General features: G+C 71.8%; 16 protein-coding genes. 11 read left to right on the forward strand and 5 right to left on the reverse strand.

The genetic code is table 11. The features are described 5' to 3' along the window. Entirely contained in the window at positions 1–912 is a 912-nt protein-coding gene (locus tag DEI96_RS13885; RefSeq protein WP_027466145.1) for a carbohydrate ABC transporter permease, read from the forward strand. Positions 913–1,523: 611 nt separating this feature from the next. Here the strand turns inward: DEI96_RS13885 and DEI96_RS13890 are convergent. Continuing rightward, positions 1,524–2,354 (reverse strand): siderophore-interacting protein, encoded by an 831-nt coding sequence (locus tag DEI96_RS13890; protein WP_111023541.1) that lies wholly within the window; start codon positions 2,352–2,354, stop codon positions 1,524–1,526. 28 nt (positions 2,355–2,382) lie between these two features. Here DEI96_RS13890 and DEI96_RS13895 point away from each other — a divergent pair, with 28 nt between their 5' ends. Genes DEI96_RS13895 through DEI96_RS13910 form a run of 4 tightly spaced genes read left to right on the forward strand, consistent with a single transcriptional unit; the run spans position 2,383 to position 6,591 of the window. Then, entirely contained in the window at positions 2,383–3,486 is a 1,104-nt protein-coding gene (locus DEI96_RS13895; protein WP_241660429.1) for a FecCD family ABC transporter permease, read from the forward strand. Further along, on the forward strand, positions 3,483–4,640 hold the full coding sequence (locus tag DEI96_RS13900; protein ID WP_259532266.1) for a FecCD family ABC transporter permease: 1,158 nt from the start codon (positions 3,483–3,485) through the stop codon (positions 4,638–4,640). The genes DEI96_RS13895 and DEI96_RS13900 overlap by 4 nt, the downstream gene beginning before the upstream one ends. Then, the gene (locus DEI96_RS13905; RefSeq protein ID WP_111023544.1) at positions 4,637–5,560 is read left to right on the forward strand and encodes an ABC transporter ATP-binding protein; all 924 of its coding nucleotides are present in this window, start codon (positions 4,637–4,639) and stop codon (positions 5,558–5,560) included. The genes DEI96_RS13900 and DEI96_RS13905 overlap by 4 nt, the downstream gene beginning before the upstream one ends. An 11-nt stretch (positions 5,561–5,571) precedes the next feature. Beyond that, a complete protein-coding gene (locus tag DEI96_RS13910; RefSeq protein ID WP_111023547.1) occupies positions 5,572–6,591 on the forward strand; it encodes an ABC transporter substrate-binding protein in 1,020 nt (339 codons plus the stop codon). 81 nt (positions 6,592–6,672) lie between these two features. Here the strand turns inward: DEI96_RS13910 and DEI96_RS13915 are convergent, their stop codons facing one another. Beyond that, positions 6,673–8,727 carry a transglycosylase domain-containing protein gene (locus tag DEI96_RS13915; protein WP_258372834.1) on the reverse strand — a complete coding sequence of 685 codons (2,055 nt, stop codon included), beginning with the start codon at positions 8,725–8,727 and terminating at the stop codon, positions 6,673–6,675. A 158-nt stretch (positions 8,728–8,885) separates the two neighbouring features. Between DEI96_RS13915 and DEI96_RS13920 the strand changes: the two genes are divergently transcribed. From DEI96_RS13920 to DEI96_RS13930, 3 genes are all read left to right on the forward strand, one after another. Continuing rightward, entirely contained in the window at positions 8,886–9,122 is a 237-nt protein-coding gene (locus DEI96_RS13920; RefSeq protein WP_111023550.1) for a hypothetical protein, read from the forward strand. Positions 9,123–9,198: 76 nt separating this feature from the next. Next, positions 9,199–9,768: a GNAT family N-acetyltransferase gene (locus tag DEI96_RS13925; protein ID WP_209131409.1), complete on the forward strand. Its 570-nt coding sequence runs from the start codon at positions 9,199–9,201 to the stop codon at positions 9,766–9,768. A 55-nt stretch (positions 9,769–9,823) separates the two neighbouring features. Beyond that, a complete protein-coding gene (locus DEI96_RS13930; RefSeq protein ID WP_111023553.1) occupies positions 9,824–10,015 on the forward strand; it encodes a hypothetical protein in 192 nt (63 codons plus the stop codon). Between the two features lie 30 nt (positions 10,016–10,045). Here the strand turns inward: DEI96_RS13930 and DEI96_RS13935 are convergent, their stop codons facing one another. Continuing rightward, positions 10,046–10,540, reverse strand: a complete 495-nt coding sequence (locus DEI96_RS13935) for a MarR family winged helix-turn-helix transcriptional regulator (protein WP_111023707.1) — start codon at positions 10,538–10,540, stop codon at positions 10,046–10,048. A 103-nt stretch (positions 10,541–10,643) separates the two neighbouring features. Between DEI96_RS13935 and DEI96_RS13940 the strand changes: the two genes are divergently transcribed. Both DEI96_RS13940 and DEI96_RS13945 read left to right on the forward strand, forming a co-directional pair. Continuing rightward, positions 10,644–11,576: an NADP-dependent oxidoreductase gene (locus DEI96_RS13940; protein ID WP_111023556.1), complete on the forward strand. Its 933-nt coding sequence runs from the start codon at positions 10,644–10,646 to the stop codon at positions 11,574–11,576. Between the two features lie 56 nt (positions 11,577–11,632). Next, complete coding sequence (locus DEI96_RS13945; protein ID WP_111023558.1) at positions 11,633–12,622, forward strand: alpha/beta hydrolase; 990 nt, start codon at positions 11,633–11,635, stop codon at positions 12,620–12,622. Between the two features lie 38 nt (positions 12,623–12,660). On the opposite strand, the gene bla is transcribed toward DEI96_RS13945, so the two are convergent. Further along, on the reverse strand, positions 12,661–13,611 hold the full coding sequence (gene bla, locus DEI96_RS13950) for a class A beta-lactamase (RefSeq protein WP_111023560.1): 951 nt from the start codon (positions 13,609–13,611) through the stop codon (positions 12,661–12,663). A 60-nt stretch (positions 13,612–13,671) separates the two neighbouring features. Here bla and DEI96_RS13955 point away from each other — a divergent pair, with 60 nt between their 5' ends. Next, positions 13,672–14,229, forward strand: a complete 558-nt coding sequence (locus DEI96_RS13955; RefSeq protein ID WP_111023562.1) for a GNAT family N-acetyltransferase — start codon at positions 13,672–13,674, stop codon at positions 14,227–14,229. A gap of 160 nt (positions 14,230–14,389) precedes the next feature. Here the strand turns inward: DEI96_RS13955 and DEI96_RS13960 are convergent, their stop codons facing one another. Further along, complete coding sequence (locus tag DEI96_RS13960) at positions 14,390–15,871, reverse strand: mannitol dehydrogenase family protein (protein WP_111023565.1); 1,482 nt, start codon at positions 15,869–15,871, stop codon at positions 14,390–14,392. Positions 15,872–15,969 lie beyond the last annotated feature (98 nt).

Here is a 15,969-nt window from a genome sequence, read left to right on the forward strand (position 1 = left end):
ATGACCGCCACCGAGAGCATCACCACCGGGCGCAAGCTCCGCACCGGCGTCTCGTCCGCCGCTCCGACGAGCGCCGCGAAGATCGGCGTCAGCGGTCGTGGCTTCACGATCGCGTCGGGGATCGTCCTGACGATCTTCGCGATCATCTGGCTCATCCCCAGCGTGTTCGCGCTGAAGACGTCGCTGTCCGACAACGGCGTCGCCGCACTCGGCGCGAACGCGATCCTGTCGAACTGGAACCCGACGCTGCACTCGTACTCGTCGCTGTTCCAGGCCGGCGACATCTGGAACTGGTACCTCGCCAGCGCCATCACGAGCGTCGTCACGGCGGCACTCACCGTGCTGTTCGCGTCGATGGCGGCGTTCGCGCTGTCGCGACTGGTGTTCCGCGGCCGCAACATCGCGTTCCTGCTCATCATCCTCGGGATCATGATCCCCACCCAGGTGCTGATCATCCCGATCTTCCAGGAGCTCAACGCGGTCGGCCTGCTCAACACCTACTGGTCGGTGATCTTCCCGCAGGTGCCCGCCGTGATCGCGGTGTTCATCTTCAAGCAGTTCTTCGACGGCATCCCGAAGGAGCTGGAAGAGGCGGCGCGCATCGACGGCGCCGGCATCTGGAAGGTCTACTGGTCGGTCATCCTGCCGCTGTCGCGTCCCGTGATCGCGGCCGTGACGATCCTGACCTTCGTCGGGGTGTGGAACAACCTGCTGCTGCCGCTGTTCGTGCTGTCCAACCCGGACCTCATGACGATCCCGGTCGGGCTCGCCACGGTCCAGGGCAGCTTCGGGCAGCGCTACGCCGACATCCAGGCCGGTGCGATCCTCGCGGCGCTGCCGCTGATCATCCTCTACCTGATCTTCCAGCGGCAGATCGTGGAGGGTGTGACGGGCTCGGGCCTCAAGGGCTGACGCGACCCCACCACGGACGGGAGGCCCGGTGCCAGCTGGCACCGGGCCTCCCGTCCGTGCGTTGGTCGCGTCGCGTGCGCGGCGCGGCTGGCGCTTTCGGGCGTACCTGGCGGAACCGGGCGTACCCGGTCGGAAGTTCCTTGGTGGTATGCCCGAAAGCACCAGGCATCGCGCGCGCCAGGGGAAGAATCGGGCGCACCTGGCAGAACCGGGCGTACCTGGCGAGACCGGGCGTACCCGGTCGGAAGTTCTGTGTCAGTACGCCCGAAAGCACCAGGCATCGCGCGCGCAAGGGGAAGAACCGGGCGCACCTGGCAGAACCGGGCGTACCTAGGGGGAACGGGCGCACCTGGCAGAACCGGGCATACCCGGTCGGAAGTTCCGTGGTGGTACGCCCGAAAGCACCAGGCATCGCGCACGCCAAAGGAAGGACCGGGCGCACCTGGCCGAACCGGGCATACCTGGCGGAACCGGGCATACCCGGTCGGAAGTTCTGTGGTGGTACGCCCGAAAGGACCAGGCATCGCGCGCGCAAGGGGAAGGATCGGGCGTACCTGGCGGGAACGGGCGTACCTGGCGGGAACGGGCATACCTGCCAGGCAGCGCGCGGGTCAGGCGGGGACGGAGACCTTCGTCTCGTGCTTCCAGAACCCGGAGAACGTGATGCGCGACTTCGGCAGGCCCGCACGGTGCAGGTGGCGGCGGCCCTCGGTGGCGAGTCGCGACTCCCCCACGACGAACGCGTACCCCTGGTCGTCGGTCGGCACGTGCCGCTGCAGTTCGGCGAGGGCACCGCTGCCGGGGACCGCACCCGGCTGCCGGACGATCCAGGTCACCTGCACGCCGGTGGGGGCGTCGAGGTCGCGGATGTCGGCGGGGGTCGGGACCTCTTGGATGATGCGGCCGACGGTGTCGCGCGGCAACGAGGCGGCGATGCCGACGACGCCGGGCAGGCCGGTCTCCTCGGCAGCGACGACGACCTCGCTGGTGCCGGCCGGGACGTCGAAGATGCAGCCCTGGTCGAGCATCGCGAGCTCCTCGCCGGGGCGTGCGGCGCAGGCCCAGATCGCGGCACGGCCCTCGAGCTGACCGCGGTGGTCCAGGTGCACGACGAAGTCGATGTCGAGCTCGGCGGTGCCGTCGGCGAGCAGCCGGTACGCGGCGACGGTGTAGTTCGCGCAGTGGGGGCGGATGTCCTCGGGGATGCCGAGGAACGTCGGCCACCACTTCTTGCCGTCCAGGTCGGGCATGCGGAAGGCGTCCTGGTCCGGGCGTCGGACGAACAGGCGGAACCAGTGGTCGAAACCGAGGTAGCCGAACTCGTGCAGGTCGTCCCCGGTGACGGTGACGCGCTGCATCGAGGGGGTCACCCGCTGGGTCCGGAGGACACGGGCGCGGAAGAGCCGGGGGTTCGTCGGCAGGAGCCGCGGGGTCTTCGCCATGAGGCAAGGCTAACCTAAGATGACTTCCGTGCCAGCCCCCAATCCCGTTCTGGCTTCCGGTCCGGAGGCCCCCGAACCCGTCGCGTCCAGCGCCCGAGACGGCGACGCGTCCCGCGCCCTCGGTGTGCACCGGACCGCGATGCGGCGACGGACCGCGGTCATCATCGGCCTCGTCGTCGCCCTGGTGCTCGTCGCCGTGGCGAGCATGCTGCTCGGCAGCAACCGCATCGGTGTCGCCGAGGTGTGGGCGGGGCTCACCCGCTCCGGGTCGAGCACCGACGAGGCGATCGTGTGGGGCTCCCGCATCCCGCGCACGCTCATCGGTGCTGCGGTCGGGGCAGCCCTCGGCATCGCCGGACTCCTCATGCAAGGACACACCCGCAACCCACTCGCCGACCCCGGCCTGTTCGGGGTCTCGTCGGGTGCGGGGCTCGCGGTGGTGCTCGGCGTCTACGTGTTCGGGGTGACGAGCACGAGCGCGACCGTGTGGTTCGCCCTGGTCGGGGCCCTGGTCGCGAGCGTCGTCGTCTTCTCGGTGACCATCGCCGGCAGCGGCACCGCCAGTCCGGTGCCACTCGCCCTCGCCGGGGCCGCGGTCTCGGCGCTGCTCGCCGCCCTGACCTCCTTCGTCGTGCTGACCGACCAGGCCTCGCTCGACGCGTACCGGCTCTGGGTCGTCGGGTCCCTCGCCGCACGACAGCTCGACATCCTCGGGGCGGTGTGGCCGTTCCTGGCCGCCGGGCTCGTGCTCGCGGTGCTGAACGTCCGCGCCCTCGACGCCCTCGGGCTCGGGTCCGAGCTGGCGAAGGGGCTCGGCGAGAACGTGCTCGTCGCCCGGCTCGTCGGCCTGGGCGGGATCACGCTGCTCGCCGCCGGGGCGACCGCTGCGGCCGGCCCGATCGGCTTCGTCGGCCTGACCGTGCCGCACGTCGCCCGTGCACTCGTCGGCACCGGACACCGCTGGACCCTGCCGGTCTCCGGTCTGGTCGGCGCCGCCCTCGTGCTGCTCGCCGACGTCATCGGTCGCCTGATCGGCGGGTTCTCCGAGGTCGAGGTCGGCATCGTGCTCGCCGTCATCGGTGGCCCCGTGTTCGTCGCCGTGGCCCGTCGCCGATCGCTGGTGTCGCTGTGAGCGGGGCAGCGGTGCGCAGCACCGGCAGCACGCCCGGCAGCGCGCCCAGCAGCACGCCCGAGACCACCACGCCGGGCACGCCCGCCCCGGCTGCACGAACCCCCGGCCGCGCCGGCATCCGCATCGGCCCGGTCGGCCTCGCCTGGCGCCCCCGGGTGTTCTGGTACACGGTCGGGTCGCTCGCCACCGTCCTGGTGCTCATCGTCCTGGGCACGGCGGTCGGATCGACGTGGATCGCTCCCGGGGTCGTCATCCGGTCCCTGCTCGGCCTGGAGTCCGGGCCGGACGCCTTCATCATCACCACCCTGCGGCTACCCCGTGTGCTCACCGGCGCACTCGTCGGCCTGACGCTCGGGGTCGCCGGCGCGCTCACCCAGACCTTCACCCGCAACCCCCTCGGCACCCCGGACATCATCGGTGTCACCGCGGGCGCCAGCGTCGGTGCGGTCGCGGCGATCGTCCTCGGCGGCGGGACGTACTCCGTGTCGTCCCTGGTGCTCGGCGGCGGGATCCCGGTGGCCGCGACGATCGGCGCCCTGGTCGCTGCGGTCCTGGTGTACGGCCTGGGCTGGCGCGGCGGCGTGCAGAGCTACCGGCTCGTGCTGGTCGGCATCGGGGTGAGCGCGACCCTCGACGCGGTGACGAGCTACCTGCTCGTCCGCGCGAAGATCACCGTCGCCACCGCGGCGTCGCAGTGGCTCGTCGGCAGCCTGTCGAGCACCTCGTGGGAGAGCGTCTGGCCGCTGCTCGTGGTGGCCGTCGTCGCGGTGCCGATCGCGCTCGCGACGAGTGCCGCGCTCGGCATCGGGCAGCTCGGCGACGAGGTCGCGACGGGCGTCGGACTCGGCGTCCAGCGGCACCGGCTGCTCGTCATCGCGCTCGCGGTCGTGCTGACCGCCGCCGCCGTGGCAGCCGCGGGACCGGTCGGCTTCGTCGCGTTCGTCGTCCCGCAGGTCGGGCTCCGGCTCGCCGGCACGAACCGGCCGCCGCTGCTGCTCGCCGGTGCCCTCGGCGCCGTGCTCGTGCTCGCCGCCGACCTGCTGTCCCGCTCGGCGTTCCCGTGGCAGGTGCCGGTCGGCATCATCACCACCGTGATCGGGGCGCCGTACCTGATCTGGCTCCTCGTCCGTCACCGCAAGGAGATGTCCCGATGACAGCACCACACCAGCACCAGCACGACACCCCCGTCCTCGAAGCCACGGGCCTCTCCGTCGGCTACGACCGGCACCCCGTGCTGCGCGACCTGGACCTGCAGATCGAACGCGGCACCGTCACGACGTTCCTCGGCGCGAACGGCTGCGGCAAGTCGACCCTGCTCAAGGCGTTCGGCCGCGTGCTCAAGCCACAGGCCGGCGAGGTCCTGCTCGACGGCACCCCGATCCGCAGGGAGCCGAACCGCCAGGTCGCCCGCAAGCTCGCGATCCTGCCGCAGTCCCCCGTCGCCCCCGCGGGCACCAGCGTGCTCGACCTGGTGATGCGCGGCCGGAACCCGCACCAGTCGTGGGCGAAGCCGTGGACCGCCGAGGACGCCGCCGTCGCCGAAGAGGCCATCGCCGCCACCGGTCTGACCGAGGTCGCGCACCGCGACGTCACGAGCCTGTCCGGTGGGCAGCGCCAGCGCGCCTGGATCGCCATGGTCGTCGCGCAGCAGGCCCAGACGCTCCTGCTCGACGAGCCGACCACCTACCTCGACCTCGCGCACCAGCTCGAGGTCCTGCGGCTGGTCCGGCGACTGAACCGCGAGCAGGGGTCGACGATCGTGATGGTGCTGCACGACCTGTCGCTCGCGGCGCGGTACTCCGACCGGCTCGTGGTGCTGCACGACGGCGGGGTCGTGGCCGACGGCACACCCCACGATGTCCTCACCCCGGCCCTGCTCGAGCACGCGTTCGGCCTGCACGCCCGGGTGTTCCCCGACCCGGTGACCGGTGCACCGATGATCGTGCCCGAGGCGGACGAGCACGACCCCGTCCCGAGCGCCCCGACCGAGCACACAGTCCCGGGCGCCCGGACGGAGCACACGGTCCCGACGAAAACCGAAGACGTGCTGGCGAGTACCGCGAACTTAGGTTAGCCTCTCCTAACGTGAAGACCTCCCGACGTGGCCACCTGCGCGCCGCCCTCCTGACCTCCGTGACCGTCTCGGCACTCCTCCTGACCGGCTGCTCGAGCACCGGCAACTCGAACGACTCCGACTCCGACGGCGGCACCGCCGCGTCGAAGGCATGGTCGTACGAGGACGCCACGGGCGCCACCGTGAAGGTCGACCACACGCCGAAGCGCGTCGTCGTGCTGAACGACATCGCCCTGTCGTTCATCGAGTACGGCCTGAAGCCCGTCGGCACCTTCGGGCAGCTGACGATGGCGAAGGACGCCCGGTTCAAGGGGCTCGACACCGACGGCATCACGCAGCTCGGCACGGCCTACGGCGACATCGACCTCGAGCAGCTCGCCGCGCTCAAGCCCGACCTCGTCGTCACCTCGGTCTACCCGACCGACGCCAAGGGCACGCTCGACACGAAGCAGCCCGGCTACGGCTTCAAGGACAAGGCGCAGGAGAAGCAGATCGAGGCCATCGCGCCGGTCGTCCAGGTGAAGTGGGGCGGCAAGGGCGAGGACGTCATCGAGAAGATCGCCGAACTGTCCGAGTCCCTCGGCGCGAAGGAGTCGACGGTCGACGCCGCTGAGGAGCGCTTCGACACCGCGGCCGACGAGCTCGAGAAGGTCTCGAAGGAGCAGGACCTGTCGGTCGTCTCGATGTACGCCGACGGTGACGGCGCGTACGTCACCCGCCCGACCGACGAGCCGTCGCTGCAGATGTACGCGTCGTACGGGGTCGACTTCGTCAACCCGAAGCCCGAGGGCTTCTACTGGGGCATCTACTCGTGGGAGAACGCCGGCCAGATCACCGGTGACGTGCTGCTGCTGTCGCAGCAGGGCTACCAGGTCGCCGACCTCGAGAAGCAGCCGACCTTCGCCGACAACGCCGCGCTCGAAGCGGGCCAGGTCCACAGCTGGACGTTCCCGGCCCTCGACTACGCGTCGCAGGCCGACTACATGACCAAGCTCGCGGGCTGGCTCGAGGACAGCAAGAAGCTGTCGTAGGACGCAACCGAGAACCGGCCTGGAGGCGCGGTGCCAGCTGGCACCGCGCCTCCAGGCCGTTGGTGGTTGCGTTCCGGGCCGTCAGCCGACCGGCAGCGCCGCGTTCACCGCCGTCTGCGCGTCGCGCCAGACGGCCGCGCGCGACCCCGCGTAGGTGCCGCCCTGCCCGTTGGAGAACGACCGCAGGTTGTGCTTCGCGCCGTCCGTGTTGCCCTGCCAGTAGGCGGTGACGGCACGCGAGGTCCCGCCCACCAGCCACACCTGGTCGGCCGCGTCCGTGGTGCCGGTCTTGCCGAACAGGGTCGCGCCGTCGGGGGTCTGCCCACCGCTCGCCGTCCCGCCGCGGAACGCGCCCTGCATGACGTCGAACGCGGTGGCCGCGGTCTGCGGCGACACCGCCTGCGTGCACGTGCGGGGTTGTCCGCCGAGTTCCTCGCCGTCGGGGGCGACGACCTGGTCGATCACCACGGGTGCACAGAACCGCCCGCCGTTCGCGATGCCCGCGTAGGCCGACGCCATCGTGAGCGGGGCGATGCTCTCGGTGCCGAGCAGGGACCCCGGATTCCAGGGCAGCTCGCCACCGGTCGCCAGGTGCACCCCCAGCCGCTCGGCCACGTCGCGGATGTCGCACAGGTCGAGCTGTTCGGCCATCGACTGGTACGCCGCGTTCACGGACTGCGCCGTCGCCGACCGGACCGAGTACGGCCCGCGCTGCCCGGGTGAGTCGTTCTTCGGCTGCCAGAACGCCGAGGCGGGTCCACCGCACGCGGTCCACTCGCTGTGCGGGTGCGGTGTGCCGTTGACGACAGTGTCCGGGCTGCGGCCGGCCTCGATCCACGCCAGCAGGGTGAACATCTTGTAGGTCGACCCGGTCTGGAACCCGGTCGAGCTGCCGTCCGCCTGGTCGGTGGCGTAGTTCAGCGAGGTCGCGGTGCGGGGCGCGTCGGACGACCGGTCGTGGTCCGTGTTCTGCGCCATCGTCAGCACACGGCCCGTCCCGGCCTCGACCGTGTTGAACGTGGCCCCCAGCGCCAGCCGCGTCTCGGTCTTCGGGTCGTACTGGTCGAGCAGCCGCTTCTGTTCCGCGTTCAGGTCGAGGTCGAGCGTGGTCTGGATCCGGTACCCGCCGGTGCGCCAGGCGTCCGCCCGCTGCTGCTTCGTCGCGCCGAGCTGCGGGAGCCGCTGGGCGATGGTCTCCGCGTGGTCACAGAAGAACTCCGCGCCCACCTCGACCGCCTCGCACCCCTGCTGCGGGGCCGTCAGGTGGACGTAGTCGGCGACACGGGACAGCCGAGCCGTGCGGTACTCCTCGGTCGACAGGTGCCCCTGCTCGTGCATCGACCGCAGGATCACGTTCCGCCGGGCGGCGTTGTCGCGGTGGTGGTCCGGCGTCGACAGGTCCCGTCGCTCCGGCCACTGCACGATCGCGATGAGGGACGCCGCCTCGGCCGGGGTCAGGTCGGTCGCCGACTTGCCGTAGTAGTGCTGCGCCGCCGACTGCACCCCGTAGGTCTGGTCGCCGAAGTAGGCGATGTTCAGGTACGCCGCCAGGATCTGCTGCTTCGTGTACTGCTTCGCCAGGCTGATCGCGAGCTTCATCTCGGCGAGCTTGCGCTGCGGTGTCCGCCGGGTCGCGTCCTCGTACGCGGCCTCGCGCTCCTCGGCGGTGGGCAGTTCGCTCGCCTGCTGGATCTTGATGTTCCGCACGAGCTGCATCGTCAGGGTCGAACCACCCGACCCGCCCTCGGTCCCGGACGTGGCGACGCTCACGAGCGACCGGACGACGGACGTCGCGTCGACACCGCCGGTCTCGTAGAACCGCTTGTCCTCGCCGTCCACCGCGGCGTGCTCCAGGTGGTCGCTGATCTGGTCGAGCGTGAGCTCCTGCCGGTCCTGGTCCCACACGTTCGCCAGGCGCACCGGCTCGCCGCCGCGGTACGCCCAGATCTGGTTCCGCTGCGGCAGCTGCCCGATCTCGATGTCCTCCGGCAACGTCTCGAACACCCCGATCGCCGAGGTCGTGCCGACGCCGGCGACCGCGATCACCGGAGTCACCCCGACGCTCACCAGCAGCCCGGCGAGCACACTGCCACCCACGAAGCCGAGCGCGGCTCCCCCTGCACGTCGCATCGTCATGTCGTCCGTTCCCCCTCGGTCGCACCAGCATCGGCGCGGTCCGGAGAGGCTCGCAGTCCTGCTCGGGCGGTCGCCGTGACTTCCCCGCGGAACACCGTCGTGTCCGCTGGGAAAGTGCCGGTGCGATCCGCTCCTCACCGCCGCGCTACGATCCGGGCATGACCCCGATCGCGCCACGTGTGCTGCACATCCTCTGCACGGCATTCCTCGTCGTGGCGTTCCTGGCCTCGTTCGTCGGTGGGTACGCGAACGCGAACGACTCCGGCGAGGGCGGCGCGGACATCGGTGCCGGGGCGCTGATGTTCTTCGGTGCACTCGCCGGCGCGGTCGGCATCGGGCTCGGCATCGCGGCGCTCGTCTCCGGCCTCGTCGCCGCCCGGCGCAGCGCAGCCTGACCACCGGTCGCGCGCCGTTCCGAACACCACGGTCTCGGTGGTGGCGGGATCGCCACGACCGGAGGATCATCGGCCCATGGAGTACTCGACGGCGATGCTCACCGAGGAGACGTGGCCCGACTTCGCGGCGCTCGTGACCCGCAGCAACGGCGTGTGGGGCGGGTGCTGGTGCATCGGGTTCCACCCGGACGGCCCACGCGGGACGCCCGACCCGACGACGTCGCACCAGGAGGCGAAGCACCGCCACGTGCGGAACGGCACGAACCACCAGGTGCTCGTCTACGCCGACGGCACGGCGGTCGGCTGGTGCCAGTTCGGGCGGCCGGTCGAGCTGCCGACGATCCTGAACCCCGGCGCGTACGCCCGCGACGCCTCGACGCCGCCGGACTGGCGGATCGGCTGCGTGTTCGTGGAGTCCCGGCACCGCGGCCAGGGGGTCGCACGCGCCGCGGTCACGACCGCACTCGACCAGATCCGGCGGGCGGGCGGCGGGACCGTCGAGGCCTACCCGGAGCAGACGGTCGAGCGGAAGCCGCAGCGCGGTGCCTACCTGCACACCGGGCCGGAAGAACTGTTCACGCAGTTCGGGTTCGTGCGCGACCGCCGCATCGCCAAGTGGCGGTGGGTGATGCGCACGACGGTGTGACCGGCGTCCCCGCTCGACGCCGCGCTGCCAGCCCGGCGCGCGTACCGTGGGAACCGTGACACGCACCGCTCCGGTACGACCGCACCGCCTCGCCCTCATCGGCGCCGCCGTGGCCCTGGTGATCGGGGTCGGACTGCTCTTCACCCCCTGGGACGGGCCGGTCATCGTGCTCGCCTGGGCGCTCATCGTCGCCGCGGTCGTCCTCGGCGCCATCACGCTGTTCCTGGTGCGGGCCCCCCGCAGCTAGGCCGCGCACACCCGCCGGCGCGACCGTCGGTCAGCCGCGCCGCCGCGCGCCCGCGGAGCGTGGCGGGTTCGCGCGCAGGTGCTCCGCCGCTCCCCCGAGGATCCGTGCGAGGTCGTCGACGTCCGCGTCCGACATCGACGCGAACAGCAGGGTGTGCAGCGCCTCGATGTGTCCGGGGAAGACCGCGGCGAGGACGTCACGACCGGCCCGGGTGATCGTCACGACCGTGCTGCGTTCGTCGTCCGGCGAGGGACCGCGGGTGACCAGCCCGCGCTGCTCGAGCAGTTGCGCCTGGTAGGTCAGTCCGCTCCGGCTGTACACGACCCCGTCGGCGAGGTCGGTCATGCGCTGCTGCCCGCCCGGGGCGTCACCGAGCCGGGCGAGCAGCTGGAACTGCACGTAGCTCAGGCCGCCCACGTCGCGCAGCTGCCGCTCGACCGCGTGCCGCAGCAGGCTGCTCACCTCGGTGAAGGCGAAGTACGCCCCGAGCTGGGTCGGTGTCAGGGAGTTCGGCGCGTCGGTCACGGGATCCATCCTACCTGTTGCTTCGAGTTCGAAGCAGTGCTAGCGTCCTCGTCAGTTGCTTCGAACTCGAAGCACATGAGCAACACCGACGAAGGGCACGATCATGCAGGCAGTACGGTTCCACGAGGTCGGCGGTCCTGAGGTGCTCCGCACCGAGGACGTCGAGCAGCCCACCCCGGGCGCCGGGCAGGTGCGACTGCGCGTCGCCGCCTCGGCGTTCAACGCGGCGGACAACGGGATGCGGGGCGGGTTCCTGCCGATCCCGGTCCAGCTGCCGCACGTCCCCGGCTACGACGTGTCCGGCACCGTCGACGCGCTCGGCGACGGTGTCGAGGGGATCGCGATCGGGGACGCCGTCGTCGCGTTCCTGCCGATGGAACTCGACGGCGGGGCGGCCGAGTACGTCATCGCCCCGGCGGAAGCGGTGGTCGCCGCACCGACGAGCATCCCGCTGGCCGACGCGGCGGCGCTGCCCTCCGTGGCACTCACCGCGTGGCAGGCGCTGTTCGACGACGGGCGGCTCGAGGCAGGCCAGCGTGTGCTGGTCATGGGTGCCGGCGGCGTGGTGGGCAAGTACGCGATCCAGCTCGCCGTCCGCGCCGGGGTCCACGTCATCGCGACGGCGAGCCCGCGCAGCATCGAGGCCGTCCGGGCAGCCGGTGCCCACGAGGTCATCGACCACACCACGACCGACGTCCGCGCCGCCGTGACCGAGCCGGTCGACGTGCTCCTCAACCTCGCCCCGATCGACCCGCAGGACTTCGCGGCACTCGTCGACGTCGTGCGCGACGGCGGCGCGGTCGTCAGCACCACGGCGTTCATGGCCACGCCGGACGACGAGTCCCGCGGGGTCCGGGCGGCGACGGTGTTCGTCCTGCGCAACCGCGAACGCCTGGCGGAGCTGGTGTCCCTGGTCGACGCCGGGGCGCTCACGGTCGAGGTCACCCGGCGCATCCCGCTGACCGAACTGCCGTCCCTGCACGCCGAGGCGGCCGCCGGACGGATCAGCGGCAAGGTCGTGGTCCTGGTCGGGTGACGGCCGCACACCCCCGCGCCAGCACCACCCGCAGCAGCGCCGGATACGCTCGGCGCATGACGGACCAGGGGTGGCACGAGGACGTGCTCGGAGCACCGTACGAGCGGCTCGAACTGCCGCTCAGTACCGACTCGGAGGGGCCCGTCGTCGCCACCCTGGTCCGCCGCCGGCACACCCCGACGGACCTGCTGCTGCACGGTCGCGGGCCCCTGCACGGGGTCGACGTGCTCTACGTGCACGGCTGGTCGGACTACTTCTTCCAGGTCGAGCTCGCCGAACGCCTCGAACGGCTCGGCGCCCGGTTCCATGCGCTGGACCTGCGGAAGTACGGTCGGAGCCTGCGTCCGTACCAGACCCCGGGCATGGTCGACGACCTGGCGGTGTACGACGAGGACATCGCCGCAGCGCTCGACGCGATCTCGGCCGAGCACCCCGGCTCGGACCGCCGCCGACTCGTCCCGATGGGCCACTCCACGGGCGGCCTGACCCTGTCGCTCTGGGCAGCCCGGCACCCGGAGCTCGTGCACGGCCTCGTGCTGAACAGTCCGTGGCTCGAGTTCCAGGCCACCGCGGTCGGCCGGGCCATCGTCGCACCGGTCATCAAGCTCGGTGCCCGTCGGAACCCCCTCGCGCCGATGCCCGCCGTCGACCCGGGCTTCTACACCCGCACCGTCTCGGCCGAAGGCGAGGGGTCGTGGACCTACGAGCAGCAGTGGCGGCCGGAGCGTGGCTTCCCGCTGCACCCCGGGTGGCTCGCGGCGGTGTTCGACGGCCAGGCACAGGTCGAGAAGGGCCTCGGCATCGGTGTCCCGACCCTGGTGATGCTGAGCGACAAGAGCATGCTCCAGCCGCGGTGGGATCCCGGGATGGCGCGGGCCGACGTCGCCCTGAACGTCGACACGGTGGCGCACCGCTCGCTCTCCCTCGGCGAGGAGGTCACGGTCCGCCGACTCGCCGGCGCCCTGCACGACGTGGTGCTGTCCGCGCCGGAGGTGCGGGAACGGGCGTACGACACCATCGGGCGCTGGGCGAGCACACTCCGATAGCCCCGCGACGCCCAGCGACGCTCCGCGACGCGTGCCACTCAGTCGGACAGCCCGGCGACCGCGGCACGGGTCGCCGCGGCGACGAGCGCGTCCGACGGCTCCGCACCGGGATCGGCCCGGCTCGTCATCACCACGAGCACGACGGGGTCGCGCCCTGGCGGCGTCATGACCGCGATGTCGTTCCGGACCCCGTAGGACGCCGTGCCGGTCTTGTCGGCGACCCGCCACGACGGGTCCACCCCGGCACGGATCGTCGCGTCCCCGGTCGTGTTGCCGAGCATCGCCTCGCGGAGCACCCGACGGTCGGCGGCGTCGAGCGCGTCCCCGAGCAGCACGGTCCGGAGGTCCGCCGCGAACCGCTCCGGCGTCGTCGTGTCCCGTCGGTCACCCGGGACCGCCTGGTTCAGGTCGGGTTCGACCCGGTCGACGCTCGTCGTCCGGTCCCCGATGCCGCGCAGCCACCGCTCGACGGCGCCCGGCCCGCCGAGCCGTCCCACCAGCAGGTTCGCCGCGGTGTTGTCGCTGGAGCGGAGCGCGGCGTCGACGAGCTCGCGCACCGTCATCCCGGTGTCGACGTGCTCGCTCGTCACGGGCGCGTACTCGAGCAGGTCGCCGCGGTCGTAGTGCACCACGGTCGCCAGGTCGGCGTCGGAGGAGGCGTCGAGGACCGCCGCCGCGATGAACACCTTGACCGTCGACGCGAACGCGAACCGCTCCCCCGCACGGTGCGCGATCGTCCGACCGCTCCCGGTGTCGATCGCGACGACCCCGAGCCGTGCGTCGTACCGTCGTTCCAGCGCCCCGAAGGCCCGAGCGGTGGCCGGGTCGGTCGCCGGATCGGTCGACGGCGCCACCGAAGCCGACCCAGACGCAGAAGCCGACGCTGACGCTGACGTGGACGACGTCGGCCCGGTCGTGTCACCACCCGGCGCACCGGAGCACCCCACCAGCCCGACCAGCACCAACGCCGTCAGAGCAGCGGCCGTCATCCCCGTCCCACCTCGCACGCCCCGAGCCTGCCCGACGACCGTGCAACTACCCTGAGCGGCATGCCAGCTCCCGCCGTCCGCCTCACGCGCCTGGACCCCACCGGCACCGACCGCCAGGAGCTGCTCGCGTTCCTGACGTCCGAGGAGTTCCCGTTCCACGTCCGACGGCGCATCAGCGCGGCCGACGCGGCGAGCGCCGTCGACTCCGGCGCCTACCGCGACGACGAGCACGACACCTCCTGGCTCGACCACGACGACCTCGGGCGCATCGGACTGGTCCGCCTCGAGGACCTGGCGGACCCCGTCCCCCTGTTCGACCTGCGCCTGGCCGGTCGGTTCCGGGGCCGCGGCCTCGGGGTCCCCGCCCTGCGTGCGGTGACCGACCACGTGTTCACGACGATGCCCGCGATCACGCGCTTCGAGGGCCAGACCCGCGAGGACAACACCGCCATGCGCCGGGTCTTCGTCCGTGCCGGGTGGGTGCAGGAGGCCCACTACCGCGAGGCGTGGCCCGTCGACGGCGGCCAGGCCGTCGGGTCGGTCGGTTACGGCGTGCTGCGCCGCGACTGGGAAACGGGCGAGACCACTCCGGTGCCGTGGGACGACGTCGCGCGGTGAGCGGCTGACGGTTCTGGTTCACGATCCTCGGGGTTCGCGAACCGGAACCGTCATCGCGCGGATACGAACCGTCGTCCCGCGCCTGTCACGTGGCCAGCAGGCGGACGGGAGGCCCGTGGCGGCGCCGCCACGGGCCTCCCGTCCGTCGGTCGGTCGCGTCTCAGGACCGTGACAGGCGCTCCACGGTGGCGTGCGCGCCGTCCGCGATGAGCCCGTCCAGGGCGTCGCGGTACGCGGCGACGAACCGTTCGTCGTCGACCAGGTCGCCGAAGACCTGGCGGTTCGCGATGAAGGCGAGGCGGTCGTCGCGCTGGGTGAGGGCGATGCGGTGCAGGGGTTCGGCGAGCCGGTCGACGATCTCGATGGGTTCACCGGACTCGTCGGTGCCCTCGTCGTAGCGGGCCCAGGACGCGACGATGCCGGCGGACAGCGTGACGGGTCGACCGGCGGCCAGGTTCTCGCGCACGACGGGGAGCAGCCACTTCGGGATCCGGTCGCTCGACTCGGCGCAGAGCCGGGCGAGGGTGTCGCGCACCTCGGGGTTCTGGAAGCGCTCGATCAGGGTCGACTTGTAGTCATCGAGGTCGATGCCGGGCACCGGGTGCAGTGTCGGCGTGCCCTCTTCGTCCATGTAGCGGCGCAGGAAGGTCGCGATCGCCGGGTCCTGGGTGGCCTCGTGCGCGTAGCGGTACCCGGACAGGTAGCCGAAGTAGCAGAGCCCCTGGTGGCTGGCGTTGAGGAGCCGGAGCTTCATGAGTTCGTACGGCTCGACGTCGTCGACGAGCTGGACGTCGGCGTCCTCGTAAGGTGGGCGGCCGGCGGGGTGGTCGTCCTCGAGCACCCACTGGAAGAACGGTTCGGCGACGACGGGCCAGGCGTCGTCGATGCCGAGCTCGTCGCGGACCCAGGCGCGGTCCTCGTCGGCGGTGACCGGGGTGATGCGGTCGACCATCGAGTTCGGGAACGCCACGTGCTCGTCCATCCAGTCCGCGAAGGCCGGGTCCTGCAGCCGGGCGTAGGCGGTGAACATCGACCGTGCGACGTGCCCGTTGCCCTGGATGTTGTCGCAGGACATCACGGTGAACGGCTCGAGGCCGCGGTCCCGTCGGCGGCGCAGTGCCTCGACCACCAGGCCGAACACCGTGCGGGGCGGGCCGTCGCCGCGCAGGTCAGCCGCGACGCCGGGCTCGTCGGCGACGAACTCGCCGGTGACGTGGTCGAAGTTGTAGCCGCCCTCGGTGATGGTCAGGCTGACGATCCTGGTGTCCGGGTGCGCCATCTTCTCGACGACGGCGTCGGGGTCGTCGACCGCGAGCAGGTACTCGACGATGCTGCCGACGACGCGTGACTCACGGGTGCCGTCCGGGTGCTTGAGGACGAGCGTGTACAGGCCGCCCTGCTCGGCCATCGCGGTCGCCATCCGACGGTCCTGCTCGAGCACGCCGACGCCGCAGATGCCGTACTCGCGGGCCTCGCCTCGCTGCAGGAGCCGGTCGACCACCATCGCCTGGTGCGCGCGGTGGAACCCGCCGACGCCGAAGTGGACGATGCCGGCGGCGATGCCGTCGCGGTCGTAGGTGGGCACGGCGACACCGCTCGCGGCGATCTCGTCGAGGGTCTCCGGGGACAGGCGGACGGGCATCGGTACTCCTTCGTACGGTGGCGGTTCGTCCCGCCAGTCTGGCACCCGGCACCTCCGACTGAACAGCGGTGCAGCACAGACGTTCTGCACCGGGGGAC

Source organism: Curtobacterium sp. MCLR17_031, from assembly GCF_003234775.2.
GTDB lineage: Bacteria > Actinomycetota > Actinomycetes > Actinomycetales > Microbacteriaceae > Curtobacterium > Curtobacterium flaccumfaciens.